This window comes from Brevundimonas denitrificans, from assembly GCF_030160755.1.
Lineage (GTDB): Bacteria > Pseudomonadota > Alphaproteobacteria > Caulobacterales > Caulobacteraceae > Brevundimonas > Brevundimonas denitrificans.
Genome location: NZ_BSOY01000011.1, coordinates 43,762 through 57,219, shown reverse-complemented (window position 1 = coordinate 57,219; position 13,458 = coordinate 43,762). Strand labels below are relative to the sequence as shown.

Annotated in this window: 14 protein-coding genes and 1 pseudogene; 3 read left to right on the top strand and 12 right to left on the bottom strand. The window is 68.4% G+C overall.

From position 1 onward, the window contains the following. From QQJ79_RS16050 to QQJ79_RS04315, 11 genes and pseudogenes are all read right to left on the bottom strand, one after another. Positions 1-95 (bottom strand): annotated as a pseudogene (locus tag QQJ79_RS16050) (hypothetical protein); the annotation flags it as partial. 64 nt (positions 96-159) lie between these two features. Beyond that, a complete protein-coding gene (locus tag QQJ79_RS04360; RefSeq protein WP_284221515.1) occupies positions 160-609 on the bottom strand; it encodes a hypothetical protein in 450 nt (149 codons plus the stop codon). Then, positions 606-1,724 (bottom strand): DNA polymerase III subunit beta, encoded by a 1,119-nt coding sequence (gene dnaN / locus QQJ79_RS04355; RefSeq protein WP_284221513.1) that lies wholly within the window; start codon positions 1,722-1,724, stop codon positions 606-608. Before dnaN ends, QQJ79_RS04360 begins: the two co-directional genes overlap by 4 nt. Positions 1,725-1,995: 271 nt before the next feature. Further along, entirely contained in the window at positions 1,996-3,444 is a 1,449-nt protein-coding gene (dnaA, locus tag QQJ79_RS04350) for a chromosomal replication initiator protein DnaA (RefSeq protein WP_431307569.1), read from the bottom strand. Positions 3,445-3,880: 436 nt separating this feature from the next. Next, positions 3,881-4,150: a 30S ribosomal protein S20 gene (rpsT, locus tag QQJ79_RS04345; protein WP_284221509.1), complete on the bottom strand. Its 270-nt coding sequence runs from the start codon at positions 4,148-4,150 to the stop codon at positions 3,881-3,883. A gap of 94 nt (positions 4,151-4,244) precedes the next feature. Further along, positions 4,245-4,520: a hypothetical protein gene (locus tag QQJ79_RS04340; protein ID WP_284221507.1), complete on the bottom strand. Its 276-nt coding sequence runs from the start codon at positions 4,518-4,520 to the stop codon at positions 4,245-4,247. Then, positions 4,517-5,305: an enoyl-CoA hydratase-related protein gene (locus QQJ79_RS04335; protein WP_284221505.1), complete on the bottom strand. Its 789-nt coding sequence runs from the start codon at positions 5,303-5,305 to the stop codon at positions 4,517-4,519. Before QQJ79_RS04335 ends, QQJ79_RS04340 begins: the two co-directional genes overlap by 4 nt. 54 nt (positions 5,306-5,359) lie before the next feature. Further along, on the bottom strand, positions 5,360-5,809 hold the full coding sequence (locus QQJ79_RS04330; RefSeq protein ID WP_284221503.1) for a hypothetical protein: 450 nt from the start codon (positions 5,807-5,809) through the stop codon (positions 5,360-5,362). 10 nt (positions 5,810-5,819) lie between these two features. Continuing rightward, on the bottom strand, positions 5,820-6,359 hold the full coding sequence (locus QQJ79_RS04325; RefSeq protein WP_284221501.1) for a DUF1697 domain-containing protein: 540 nt from the start codon (positions 6,357-6,359) through the stop codon (positions 5,820-5,822). 145 nt (positions 6,360-6,504) lie between these two features. Next, the gene (mutM, locus tag QQJ79_RS04320) at positions 6,505-7,368 is read right to left on the bottom strand and encodes a bifunctional DNA-formamidopyrimidine glycosylase/DNA-(apurinic or apyrimidinic site) lyase (RefSeq protein WP_284221499.1); all 864 of its coding nucleotides are present in this window, start codon (positions 7,366-7,368) and stop codon (positions 6,505-6,507) included. Positions 7,369-7,509: 141 nt separating this feature from the next. Then, positions 7,510-7,965: a cytochrome c gene (locus QQJ79_RS04315; RefSeq protein ID WP_284221493.1), complete on the bottom strand. Its 456-nt coding sequence runs from the start codon at positions 7,963-7,965 to the stop codon at positions 7,510-7,512. Between the two features lie 219 nt (positions 7,966-8,184). Between QQJ79_RS04315 and QQJ79_RS04310 the strand changes: the two genes are divergently transcribed. From QQJ79_RS04310 to QQJ79_RS04300, 3 genes are all read left to right on the top strand, one after another. Next, on the top strand, positions 8,185-10,242 hold the full coding sequence (locus QQJ79_RS04310) for an OPT family oligopeptide transporter (RefSeq protein WP_284221492.1): 2,058 nt from the start codon (positions 8,185-8,187) through the stop codon (positions 10,240-10,242). A gap of 183 nt (positions 10,243-10,425) precedes the next feature. Continuing rightward, positions 10,426-12,255, top strand: coding sequence for a translational GTPase TypA (gene typA / locus QQJ79_RS04305; RefSeq protein WP_284221490.1), 1,830 nt, complete (start codon positions 10,426-10,428; stop codon positions 12,253-12,255). Positions 12,256-12,413: 158 nt separating this feature from the next. Further along, on the top strand, positions 12,414-12,950 hold the full coding sequence (locus QQJ79_RS04300) for a superoxide dismutase (protein ID WP_284221488.1): 537 nt from the start codon (positions 12,414-12,416) through the stop codon (positions 12,948-12,950). A gap of 73 nt (positions 12,951-13,023) precedes the next feature. Here the strand turns inward: QQJ79_RS04300 and QQJ79_RS04295 are convergent, their stop codons facing one another. Then, positions 13,024-13,278 carry a GlsB/YeaQ/YmgE family stress response membrane protein gene (locus QQJ79_RS04295; RefSeq protein WP_284221487.1) on the bottom strand — a complete coding sequence of 85 codons (255 nt, stop codon included), beginning with the start codon at positions 13,276-13,278 and terminating at the stop codon, positions 13,024-13,026. Positions 13,279-13,458: the final 180 nt, after the last annotated feature.

The following is a 13,458-nucleotide window of genomic DNA, read 5'->3' as shown; positions in this document are numbered from 1 at the left end:
GGAATGCGGCGGCCCACGATCGGCAGGGTCACGAACTTGCCGACCAGCCCCGCATAGCGCGCGTCCTCCGGATGCACCGCCACGCCGGTGTCGCCCCCGCCGCGATGGGCAGGGTGGCCGCCGCGTAGGAGCGGAAATCGGTGAGGGTGAGAGATGTGATCATGGCGTGCGGCCAAGCCACCGCCGGAGCGCTTTGACCAACTCATCGGGCAACATGTCGAAGCCGAGATTGTACCGGCCGCCCCCCTTCAACACCTCGGGTCGCATCTTGCAGATCAGGAATCCTGATCCCGAGTAGTGCAGAACGAAGACGTCGAACGACGCAATGTCGGTTCTCCGAAGAACAAGCCTTGGTCCCCATACAGGGCGATACGCCAGCGCCTCGCGGTTCAGCTGAATCCGCTTCGGGCGGAGGATTCCGGTGGCGCTGAAAAGAATCCCGATAATTGGCACGGCGATGAAAACTGTGTCGGGCTCGGTCCCGTCAAGGGCGATCAGGGCCGTGGACAGGAAGGCGACGAAAACCCATGCGAACAGCCAGGCCCCATAGACGATCTTCGACGTTTCGATGACCGCTCCAGACCCCTCCGCCGATAGGGAGCGCGTCACACCCTCAGCGGCATCAGCACATACTGGACGCCCGGATCGCCCGGATCGAGGACCAGGGTCGGGCTGGCCGGGTCGGCGAATTTGAAGTGGGCGGTCTCGCCGGTGATCTGGCCGGCGACGTCGAGCAGGTAGCGGGCGTTGAAGCCGATCTCGAAGGGCTCCTCGGAATAGCCGATCTCGACCTCCTCGACCCCCTGCCCGGCCTCCATGTTGCGCACCGTCAGGGTGACGCGGTCCAGCTCGAAGGCCAGTTTCACCGAGCGGCTCTTCTCGGCCGAGATGGTGGCGACGCGGTCGACGGCCTGGGCGAACAGGGCGTTGTCGATGTCGGCCTGTTTGTCATTCCCCTTGGGGATGACGCGCATGTAGTCGGGGAAGGCGCCGTCGATCACCTTGGAGGTCAGGGAGGCCTGGCCGAATTCGAAGCGGATCTTCTGCGGGCTGACCATGACCTCAACCGGGCCCGAACCGTCGTCGAGCAGGCGGCGGACCTGGTCGATGGTCTTGCGCGGGACGATGACGCCGGGACCGCCGGCGGCGCCCTCGGGCGCGGGCGTCTCGGCCAGGGCCAGACGGTGGCCGTCGGTGGCGACGGCGCGCAGCAGCGGGATGCCGGCCTCGGCCACGGTGTGGAGATACAGGCCGTTCAGATAGTAGCGCGTCTCCTCGGTCGAGACGGCGAAGCGGGTCTTGTCGATCAGGCGGGCGAGGTCTTCCTTGGGCAGGGTGAAGCGCGTGCCCGAGGTGTCGGTCGACATGACCGGGAAGTCGCCCGCGGGCAGGACCGGCAGGTTGAATTTGGAACGGCCGGCCTGGACCACCAGACGGGGGTCGTCGCCGTTGTAGCTGAGCGAGACCTCGGCGCCGTCGGGCAGTTTGCGGACGATCTCGTACAGGGTGTGGGCGGGGGCGGTGATCTGGCCCTCGACATTCACCTGGGCCTCGGCCTCGTCGACCATCTCCATGTCGAGGTCGGTGGCGGCGAAGCTGAGCTTGTCGCGGCCCGCGCTGAGCAGGACGTTGGACAGGATCGGGATGGTGTTGCGGCGCTCGACGACGCTCTGCACATGGCCGAGGGCCTTGAGGAGCGCGGATCGTTCGATGGTCAGTTGCATGTGGTCTCGCCCGCCGTCAGCGACTCACAAGCCGCCGCAAAGAGATAGGGCTACGGACACTAGCGGATTGGCGGGGCGGGGCAAGGAAGGGGTAGGGGGTTGTTCACAGCCCTTCTCCCTCCCCCTCCGGGGGAGGGTGGTCGCGAAGCGACCGGGTGGGAGCGGCTCGGCGACAAGGACGCCGGCGCTTGCTTCGCCGAGCCCTCCCCACCCTGTCGTCGCTACGCGTCGACATCCCTCCCCCGGCGGGGGAGGGAGAGGCCAAGAGTCACTAACCCCTGAGCTTCCTCGTCAGCGTCTCGACGTCGCGCGCGATCTGGTCGTCCAGCGCCATCAGCTCCTCGATCTTGCGCACGCCGTGCAGGACCGTGGTGTGATCGCGGCCTCCGAAGCGGCGGCCGATGTCGGGGTAGGAGCGGGTCGTGTGCTGTTTGCACAGCCACATGGCGATCTGGCGCGGGCGGGCGACGGCGCGGGTGCGGCGCTCGGAGAGCAGGTCGGCCTGTTTGAGGCTGAAGTGATCGGCGACGGTCTTCTGGATCTCGTCGACGGTGATGCGGCGCTCGGGCCCGCCGCGCAGGGCCGAGCCGAGCAGGACCTGGGTCTCGTCGACGCTGAGCGAGGACAGACGGGCGCCGGCGACGGCGGCCAGGGTGTTCACGGCGCCCTCGAGCTCGCGCATCGAGCCGGGGGTGCGGTCGACCAGATGCTCGAGCACCTCGGCCTGGGCCTCGCCGGAGACGACGCCGAGGGCGGCGAGGGCGGCGATCCGGTTGCGGGCCACGGCCAGTTTGAGGGCCCGGTCGGCGGGCTCGACCGGGCAGGTCAGGCCCGAGGCCAGATGGCTGCGCAGGCGCGGCTCGACCTCGGTCAGGGCCATGGGCGGGCGGTCGGCCGAGAGGACGATGCGTTTGCCGTCCTCGATCAGGGCGGTCAGGGTCGAGAGCAGCTCTTCCTGGGTGCCGGCCTTGCCGCCGACGAACTGGACGTCGTCGATCAGCAGCATGTCGGCGTTGCGCAGACTGTCCTTGAAGGCCGCCATGGTGCGGTCCTGGGCGGCGCGGACGAAGGTCGAGAGGAAGCGTTCGGCGGTCAGATAGACGACCCGGGCGTCCGGTCGGAGGCGCTGGGCCTCCCAGGCGATGGCGTTGAGCAGGTGGGTCTTGCCGTAGCCATAGGGGCCGCAGAAGAAGATCGGGTTGAAATGGCCGTCGGCCCAGGCCGCGGCCTGTCTGGCGATGGCCAGGGCGAAGGCGTTGCCCTGCCCTTCCACGAAACTGTCGAAGGTCAGGCGGTCCTGCAGGCCGGCGGCGCGCACGGCGCGGGCCCCGTCGGCGACGGGCGGCACGGTGGCCATGGGGATCGGCTGGAGCGGAATGACGGCGGCGCCCTCGGCGCGGCCGGCGGCGACCTGGGAGGCCGAGGGGGTCGAGCCCATCTCGGCGCGGCAGCGGACGTCAAGGCGGCGCGACAGCCCGTCGAGACCCAGCCACAGCTCATTCATGCGGCGCAGGGCGTTCTTGCGCACCCAGTCGCGGGCGTAGGCGGTGGGGGTGACGAGGATCAGCTGGCCGGCGCCGTCGGCGCGCACGGCCGAGGGGGCGATATAGGAGCTGAAGGGCCCCTCGCCGATCTCGCTGCGCAGACGGCCCGCCGCCTCGGTCCAGATGCGATCCGGATCCGTCATCCCCGCCATTTGCGCGCTCCCCGTCATCGTCAAAGCCACCCTTGGAAACCATCAACCGACGCCCTTCTGAGACGCCTGGAACCGGGACGACTTCTCCTGTCCCGCGTAGCTGGCGCCGCGCGGGTGGGGTCGAACTCTTGAACAGGCGTCTCACGCCGACACGAAAACACGTTCCGCGCCGTCTTCATTCCGTATGGGAATGGAAGTGCGTCAGCGCCCCGAACTTACCCCCGGCGAGGGGGGCGTCAACGCTGATTCGCGACTCGATTTGCAGTTAAAATTGTTGACTCCGCTAAAGCCAAACACAGTCAACGAAAAACCGTATTTCGCCACAGACGCGAGCGCTGATCGGCCTCACAGAGGTTACCGGCGCACGTGCAAACGGCGAGGGAGCCTTCGCGCCCTCGCCGTTGGAATCGCTGATATTTACCATGACAGCCCTGTGAAAGGCCGTCCGGGGTCCGAAAAATCAGGCCGCCGCCATCTTCTTCAGCTGGGCGGCCAGGCGGCCCACTTTCCGCGAACCCGTGTTCTTGTGAACCACGCCCTTGGAGACGGCGCGCATCAGCTCGGACTGGGCCTCGATGAAGGCCGTCTTCGCCGCACCGGCGTCGCCGCCCGTGACGGCTTCCTGGAATTTGCGCAGGAAGGTGCGGACGCGCGTGCGGCGCGCCTTGTTCACTTCGGTGCGGGCAGCGATCTTGCGGATCGCTTTCTTGGCGCCGGCATTGTTGGCCATCAGTCAAACCTTACGAACGGAAACGCCGCGGAGCACGGTCCACGGCGGGGAAATCTCGAAGAGCGCGCGGCTATAGCGGAAAGGGCTTGGGGGGTCAACGCGGAGTCAACGCCAATGCGTCCTTGAGCAAGGAGAAGCAATCCGCGCACATCCACTCGTAGTCCGCGCCCTTGTCGTAGTCTGAGGTAACGGCCCAGCCGGTATGCAGGGCGCCAGATGAGACCGCCGCCTCGGCGAACGTGTCCCCGCAGCCGGCGCAGTGATCGTGATCCCACCCTTCCCGGTATCGTGTGTAGGGCTTGAAGACGAAGGCCTGGCCCCGCAGGTGCGCGGCGCTCTGGTAGCGCCAGTCGTCCTCGATCGCAGTCATTTCCCCCTGAACACCGGCTTCCGCTTCTCCACGAAGGCCGCCATGCCCTCCTTCTGGTCCTCGAAGGCGAACAGGCTGTGGAACAGGCGGCGTTCGAACTGGACGCCCTGGGTCAGGGTGGTCTCCAGCGCGGCGTTGACCATTTCCTTGTTGGCCATGACGGCGAGCGGGCTTTGCGCGGCGATCTTCGCGGCGATCTTGCGGACTTCGTCCAGCAGGGTCTCGTGCGGGACGACGCGGGAGGCGAGGCCGGCGCGTTCGGCCTCGGCGGCGTCCATCATCCGGGCGGTCAGGACCATGTCCATCGCCTTGGCCTTGCCGACGAGGCGGGTCAGGCGCTGGGAGCCGCCGATGCCGGGGGCGACGCCGAGGTTGATCTCCGGCTGGCCGAATTTGGCCTTCTCCGAGGCGACGATGAAGTCGCACAGCATGGCCAGTTCGCAGCCGCCGCCGAGGGCGAAGCCGTTGACCGCGGCGATGATGGGCTTGCGGAAGCGGGTGATGCGGTCGTGGCCGAGGGCGAAGAAATTGCCCGTGTACATCTGGGCGTAGGTCTGGTCCGCCATCTCCTTGATGTCGGCGCCGGCGGCGAAGGCCTTGTCGCCCGAGCCGGTCAGGATCAGGCAGCGGACGCTGTCGTCATGCTCGACCGCGTCGAGAAAGGCGGCCAGATCCTTGAAGAGCTGGGAGTTGAGCGCGTTCAGGGCTTCGGGCCGGTTCAGGGTCACCACCGCATAGCCGTCGGCGTGGCGTTCGATGAGCAGGGTGGAGAAGGTGTCAGACATGGGGGCGCTCCGCGTTCGGGGACTGTCTATCCGTCCCGGCCCTTCGGCGGAAGATCAGCGGCGCGGGATCAGCGCCAGCGTCAGGCCTGCCCGCAGCAGTTCCGCGCTCACCACCATGGCCAGCAGGGCGTTGGCGGCGATGACCTGGCCGCGCGCGCCGGACAGGTCGAGGCTCCAGCCGAACAGGGCGGCGAAGGCGAGAGCCGCCGCCGCCGACAGGGCCAGGCCGATCAGCAGCATAAGGGCGACATGGCTGGCCTTCAGCGCCGCGTCCAGGGTCGGGCCCTCGTCCAGCACGCGGGCGCGGCGGCGGAAGAGCCAGGCGATCAGGCCGGTGGCCACGGTCTCGGCGAGGACGATCACGGCGAGGGCGCCGAGGAACCACAGGGCCAGGCCGCCGGTCTCGCCGCGACGCATCTGCTGCAGGAAATGGCCGAAATAGACGCCCCAGACGGCGAGGCCGACGAGGAGGCTGATCCAGAGGTGGGTGCGGCGGTGGGTCATGGCCCGCTCCTTACCGCGTCAGCCCGACCATGTCCGCCAGCTTGAGGACGGTGTTCCAGTTTCGGCCGGTGCCCATGCCGAGCAGGCGGGGCGTGGCCTTCTTGAAGATGCCGCTTTCGCCCTGTCCGTTCGGAAACCAGAACCAGAGGACGTCATCGATGGCCTCGACGCATTCGCCGCCCTCCGCCAGTTCGCGGCAGGCGTCGAGGGCGCCGGCCCTGATCCCGTCCTTCATGACCATGGCCACCACCCTGGCCGGATGCGCGGCGGCCTCGTCGGGAAAGGGATTGGCGGCGACCAGGCTCGCCCACTGGTCGGGCGTGCGGACCATGGCGGCGACCTTGAGGCCGAAGGTCTTCTCCATGGCGGCTTCGATGTCGTGCTCGAGGGCGTCCGTCGCCTTGCCGCTCTCGACGACGAGGTTGCCGCTGGCGAGGAGGGTGCAGGGATTCTTCAGCCCCATGTCGGCGGCCATGGCGCGCAGGTCGGAGACCGGGGCGCGGACGCCGCCGGTGTTCATGCCGCGGAACAGGATGATGCGGTGGGTCAAGGAGGAGTGGCTAGTGGCGAGTGGCTAGTGGCTAGTGGCTAGTGGTTGGTGGAGCCGGGGTAGTGGATCAGGCTACTCTCCACTAGCCACTCGCCACTAGCCACTAGCCACTAGCCACTAGCCACTAGCCACTAACCACCAAGCGTCACCGTCGCTGACACCCTGGGCACCAGAAGGTCGAGCGGCCGCCCTGCACGGTGCGTTTGATCACGCCCGAACAACCCTCCGCGAGACAGGGCTGGCCCTCGCGGCCGTAGACGTCGAAGCGGTGCTGGAAATAGCCCTGGCCGCCGTCGGCGTTGGCGAAATCCTTGAGCGTCGAGCCCCCGGCGAGGATGGCCTCGTTGAGCACGTCGCGGACCACGGCAGCGAGGGTTTCGAGGCGGGGCTTCGAGACCTTGCCTGCGGCGACCAGCGGAGAGACGCGGGCGCGGTAGAGGGCCTCGCAGACATAGATGTTGCCGAGGCCGGCGACGTTGCGCTGGTCGAGCAGGCTGACCTTGATGTTCTGCTTCCTGCCCGCAAAGGCCTCGGCGAGGCGGGCGCCGGAGAAGCCGTTGCCGAGCGGCTCGGGTCCGAGGGCGGCGAACCATGGATGGGCCTCGACTTCGGCGGTGGGGATCAGGCCCATGAAGCCGAAGCGGCGGGCGTCGGCGAAACCGACGCGGGTGGTGACGGCGTCGCGCACGGCGCAAAGGCTCATGTGTTCATGCTTGCCGGCGATGGGCGCGGCCTCCTCGAACTCGCCAAGTTGTTCGCCGTCGAGGGTGAAACGGCCGGTCATGCCGAGATGGCTGACCCATGTCTCGCCGGTCGAGAGCGGCATCAGCAGGTATTTGGCGCGGCGGTCGATCCGCTCGACGGTCGCCCCCTCCAGCCGTTCGACGAACCGGTCGGGGAAAGGAAACCGCAGGTCGGGCCGGTTCTGGCGCACGCGGGTCAGGCGCGCGCCGGTGAGCACGGGCTCAAGGCCGCGACGGACGGTTTCGACCTCGGGGAGTTCGGGCATGGGAGGGACCAGGCAGTAGGCAGTAGGCAGTAGGCAGTAGGAGCGATGAAGCAGAAACCGGTCGGAGGGAAGCTGCCGCGAGCGGGCGGCGCCCCTTCCCGCTTTCCTGCTGCCTAATGCCTACTGCCTGATGCCTGACCTTCAGGTCTTGTACCGATCATGGCACGACTGGCAGCTGGCGCGGACGACGGCCCATTGGGCGGCGAAGGCGGCGGCGTCCTCGCCAGCGGCCAGTTCGGCGAGGCGGTCGGCGGCGGCGGCGTAGTCGGCGGCCCTGGCCTCGAAGCCGGCGCGGTCGCTCCAGATTTCAGGTTTGGCGTTGGTCCGGACGCCCGCCTCGGCGCCGCTGCCGGCCGGGAAGGCGCCGGGGACCGCATGGGCCCAGCGCGACAGGGCGCGGGTCGGGAAGCGCTGGCCGGCGATCGGCTGGCCGGCGTCGATCGCCGCCTTGATGGAGCCCATGGCCACGCCCGACAGCATCATCGCCGCCTGACGCGCCTCGACCGTATCCGCCAGGGGCGAACGCGCGTCCTGGGCGCCGGCCGCGCCGCCGAGGCACAGCAGGCCGATCACGGTCGCCGTCATGATCCGCTTCATCTTTGTTCTCCCCGTTTGCGGCGAGGCTCCGCCGGGGCGAGGCGGGTGTCAATGGGAGGGGCTGGGAGGCCAGTGACTGGTGGTTAGCGGCTTGGCCGGCGCCGGTGTCGTGGCGCGGTCCGCGCCGCCCTTCCGCCGGCAGAGAAGCTGCAATCACTAACCACTAGCCACTAACCGCTTTTCCGGCTTACCTCCGCCCAAAGAGGGAGAGGAACCCGGATGACCGATACACCCGCGAGGGCGCCCGTGAGCGGCGTCAAGCGTATCGAACTGACCCTGCGCGCCCTTGTGCTGGGCTGTCTGCTGGCCGTCGTGTTCACCGCCGCCAACACCTATCTGGGCCTGAAGGTCGGGCTGACGTTCGCCTCGGCCATCCCGGCGGCCGTCATCTCCATGGCCATCCTGCGGATGTTCAAGGACTCGACCATCTGGGAGAACATGACCGTCCAGACCGTGGCCTCGGTCGGCGGAGCCATGAGCTCCATCATCTTCGTCCTGCCCGGTCTGGTCATGGTCGGCTGGTGGCTGGAGTTCCCGTTCTGGGAGTCGGTGCTGATCTGCGTCTTCGGCGGCGTGCTGGGCGTGACCTTCTCCATCCCTCTGCGCCGCGCCCTCGTGGTCGACGCCGGCCTGCCCTATCCCGAGGGCGTCGCCGCGGCCGAGGTGCTGACCGTCGGCTCGCGCGGGGCCGAACAGACCGAGAGCGCCGTGCGCGAGAACGCCTCCGGACTGTGGGTCGTGATCTGGGGCTCCATCGTTTCGGCCGGCTACGCCCTGCTGGTCGCCGGGCGGGTCTTCGCCGGCGAGGCGGCGCGGTTCGTCAAACTGCCGGCCTCGCTGGGCGGCGGCGCCACGGGCATCGGCTTCGGCATGCAGTTCGCCCTGCTGGGCGCCGGGCATCTGATCGGCCTGAGCGTGGGCCTGGCCCAGCTGTTCGGCCTGATTCTGGCCTGGGGGATCGCGGTGCCGATCCTGACCTCGCCCGAAACCATCGCCTGGCTGACGGCCAACGGCATCCCGTCCATCGCGACGACCCTGCCCGCCGGCGTGGGCGCCGAGGAGCTCGCCACCACGGTCTGGCGGCGCGAGGTGCGATTCATGGGCGCCGGCGTCATCGGCGTCGCCGCCATCTGGACCCTGATCAAGCTGTCGGGGCCGCTGATCGGCGGCCTGACCTCGGCCCTGGCCGCCAACCGCCGCCGCCAGAGCGGAGAGGTGCTGGACCGGACCGAGCAGGACATTCCGATCAATATCGTGGCCGGCCTGTCGGTCGCCTGCCTGATCGGCATCGGCTTCATCCTGGCCTGGTTCGCCCAGGGCAATCCGACCCTGGCGAGCTCGACGGCCCTGCTGGTCGGCGGCGGCCTGATCTATGTGGTCTTCATCGGCTTCGCCGTGGCGGCCATCTGCGGCTATATGGCCGGCCTGATCGGCTCGTCCAACAGCCCGGTGTCGGGCGTGGGCATCCTCGCCATCGTCATCGCCTCGGTGCTGATGCTGGGCGTGCTGGCCCTGGCCGGCCTGCCCGCCGATCCGTCGGTGGTGGCCTTCGCCCTGATCGTGACCTCGGTCGTCTTCGCCGTGGCCGTCATCGCCAATGACAACCTGCAGGACCTCAAGACCGGCCAGCTGGTCCAGGCCACGCCATGGCGGCAGCAGACCGCCCTGATCGTCGGCGTCGTCGCCGGCGCCGTGGTCATCCCGCTGATCCTGAACCTGCTGAACAAGGCCTTCGGCTTCGAGGGCGGACCGGTCGGCATCGCCGACGAACCGCTGGCGGCGCCCCAGGCGACCCTGATCTCGGCCCTCGCGAGAGGGGTGATCGGCGGCGACCTGCGCTGGGACCTGATCGGGCTCGGCGCGGCGATCGGCGTGGTCATCATCGTGCTGGACGCGGTGCTGAACGGCGCCACCAGGGGCAGGATGAAACTGCCGCCGCTGGCTGTCGGCATCGGCTTCTACCTGCCGGCCGCCGTGACCACGATGCTGGTCGTCGGAGCGGTCTGCGGCTGGGTCTACGACAAGGCGATCAAGAACACCCGGTTCGCCGACGTGGGCCGCCGGATGGGCGTGCTGCTGGCGTCCGGCCTGATCGTCGGCGAGAGCCTGTTCCTGGTCATGACGGCGGGGGTGATCGTGTCGACCGGCAATGACGCGCCGTTCGCCATGCTGCCCGAGGGTTCGACCTGGCCGGCGATGCTGGCGGGGATCGCGGCCTTCGCGGTGCTGACCCTCATGCTCTACGGCTGGGTGCGGAACCGGTCGGCGAAGGTCTGATCGCCTTCGCGCCGCCCTTTTCCTGAGGCATAGAGCCGCCGTTACGCCGGTGCGTGTTCGTCACGCACTGGCGTTTCCGCGTGCGCCCCTGTAAGAGGCGCGCGCTCCCCGCACCGTCGCCTGAACCCAGCGGCCGCCCCAACGTTTCGACCGGGCCGGCCGCCTTGCACGTCTGATAGTCAAATGAATCTGCGCAACGTCGCCATCATCGCCCACGTCGACCACGGCAAGACCACGCTGGTGGACCAGCTTCTGGCCCAGTCGGGCGTCTTCCGAGCCAATGAGGCCCAGTCCGAGCGGGCGATGGACTCCAACGACCAGGAAAAGGAACGCGGGATCACCATCCTGGCCAAATGCACCTCGGTGCTGTGGCACGGCGAGACGGGCGACACCCGCATCAACATCATCGACACCCCCGGCCACGCCGACTTCGGCGGCGAGGTCGAGCGCATCCTGGGCATGGTGGACGGCTGCGTCCTGCTGGTGGACGCCGAAGAGGGCGTCATGCCCCAGACCAAATTCGTGCTGACCAAGGCGCTGAAGATGGGCCTCAAGCCGATCCTCTGCATCAACAAGGTCGACCGGCCCCACGCCGATCCCGACAAGGTCCACAACGCCGCCTTCGATCTGTTCGCCGCCATCGGCGCGACCGATGAGCAGCTGGACTTCCCGCACATCTACGCCTCGGGCCGCGCCGGCTGGGCGACGATGGATCTGGACAAGCCCAGCGACAATCTGAACGCGCTGTTCGAGCTGATCGTCAAACACGTGCCCGAGCCCAAGGTCGTCGAGAACAAGGACAAGCCGTTCCAGATCCTGAACGTGCTGATCGAGAGCGACCCCTTCCTGGGCCGCCTGCTGACCGGCCGGATCGAGAGCGGCAAGGCCGTTCCGGGCATGGCCATCAAGGCCCTGTCGCGCGACGGCAAGATCATCGAACAGGGCCGCATCACCAAGGTGCTGGCCTTCCGCGGCCTGAAGCGCCAGCCGGTGGACAGCGCCGAGGCCGGCGACATCGTCGCCATCGCCGGCATGTCCAAGGCCACGGTGGCCGACACCCTGTGCGCCCTGGAAGTCACCGACGCCCTGCCCGCCCAGCCGATCGATCCGCCGACCATCTCCATGACCGTCTCGGTCAACGACAGCCCGCTGGCCGGCCGCGAGGGCGACAAGGTCCAGTCGCGCGTCATCCGCGACCGCCTGCTGAAGGAGGCTGAGGCCAACGTCGCCATCCGCGTCACCGAGACCGGCGGCAAGGACGCCTTCGAGGTCGCCGGCCGCGGCGAACTGCAGCTGGGCGTGCTGATCGAGAACATGCGCCGCGAAGGCTTCGAACTGTCGATCTCGCGCCCCCGCGTGGTCTATCAAACCGGCGAGAACGGCGAGCGGCTGGAGCCGATCGAGGACGTCGTCATCGACGTCGACGACGAATACACCGGCGTGGTCATCGAGAAGCTGTCGGCCCGCAAGGCCGAGCTGAAGGACATGGGCCCGTCGGGCGCCGGCAAGACGCGCCTGACGCTGAAGTCGCCGTCGCGCTCGCTGATCGGCTACCAGGGCGAATTCCTGACCGACACGCGCGGGTCGGGCGTGCTGAACCGCGTGTTCAGCCACTATGAGCCGCACAAGGGCGCCATCGAGGGCCGTCTGAAGGGCGTGCTGGTCTCGAACGGCGACGGCGAGACCGCCGCCTTCGCGCTGTGGAACCTCGAGGACCGCGGCATCATGTTTGTCGGCGGCGGCGAGAAGACCTACCAGGGCATGATCATCGGCGAGAACGCCCGCTGGGACGACCTCGACGTCAATCCGATGAAGGCCAAGCAGCTGAACAACATCCGCGCCGCCGGCAAGGATGAGGCCGTGCGCCTGACGCCGCCCCGCCGTCCGTCGCTGGAACAGGCCATCGCCTATATCGAGGAGGACGAACTGGTCGAGGTCACGCCCAAGTCGATCCGCCTGCGCAAGGCCGTGCTGAACCCCTCGTTCCGCAAGAAGCGCGTCCGCGAGGAATAGGGCAGTCTCGCTGGGCCGCCGATGTGGCGGTCCGCGAGCGGGAATCGGCCAAACCGGGCAGACCCAAGGTCATTTCGGGGCGGACGAAACAACGCCCCGCTCATGGTGTTAGCCATTCGGTGCGAGCCCTCCCCGCTCGCGTAGACAAGGCAGACATCATGCGAAAGACCGCGCTCCTTACTGGCGTCGCCGGCCTGCTCCTCATGACCGCTCCCGCGTTCGCCCAGGACGGCACGGCCCCGCAAACCCAGGAACCCGCCCCGGCCGCCGCCGCCCAGCCCGCCGCTGAGCAGCCCACCCTGACCCTTCAGCCCGGCTCCGACGTCAAGGGTTCGGACGGGACGGTGCTGGGCCAGCTGGAAGGCGCCCGCAACACTGAAGCCGGCCAGGAACTGACCGTGCGCGGGGCCGACGGCGTTCTGCGCGGCGTCCCGGTCTCCGGCGGCGTGCGCCAGGACGGCGAAGGCGTCGCGGTCGGCTGGACCAGCGCCCAGTTCACCGCCGCCCCGTCGATCACCGACTCGGCCGCGGACGTGGCTGAACCGGCCGCTCCGCCCATGCCGGAAGAGCCGGCCGTGACGCCGTCGACCCCGACGCCGTCGATTCCGGCCGCGCCGGACGCAGCTTCGAAAGCGGCCGCTGCGCCGGCCCCCGGTGAAGGCGAAACGACCACGCCGGACAAGCCCGGCGCCTGATACCGGCGCACCGGACAAGAAAAAGGGCGGCTCCGCGAGGAGCCGCCCTTCGTCGTTTCAGGCGTTGTGTCGCTTAGGCGCGACGCTTCACCAGACCCAGCAGGAACAGCAGCAGACAGGCGCCGAGGAAGGCGACCAGCAGGGTCACGACGTTGAAGCCGCCGACCGGTTGTCCCAGCAGATTCTCGGCGATGAAGCCGCCGATCAGGGCGCCGACGATGCCCACGATCAGGTTCGTGACCAGGCCGTGGCTGCGGCCCATGACTTTTTCAGCCAGCCAGCCGGCCACAATACCGATGACGATCCAGCCAATGATTCCCAAGCCCATAGTGTCTCTCCTGACATTCCCAAGCGCGATCGCTCTGTCGCGGTAATGCGCTGGTGCGGCAACGGTTGCGCGTCCGGTCGCAAAACGCTGCTCATTGACAATCCCCCGTCACGCGAGCGCGGCATGGTGCTTGCCACTTGAAGGGCGAGCCGTCCCGCTTCGGGACAGCCCGCCAACAAG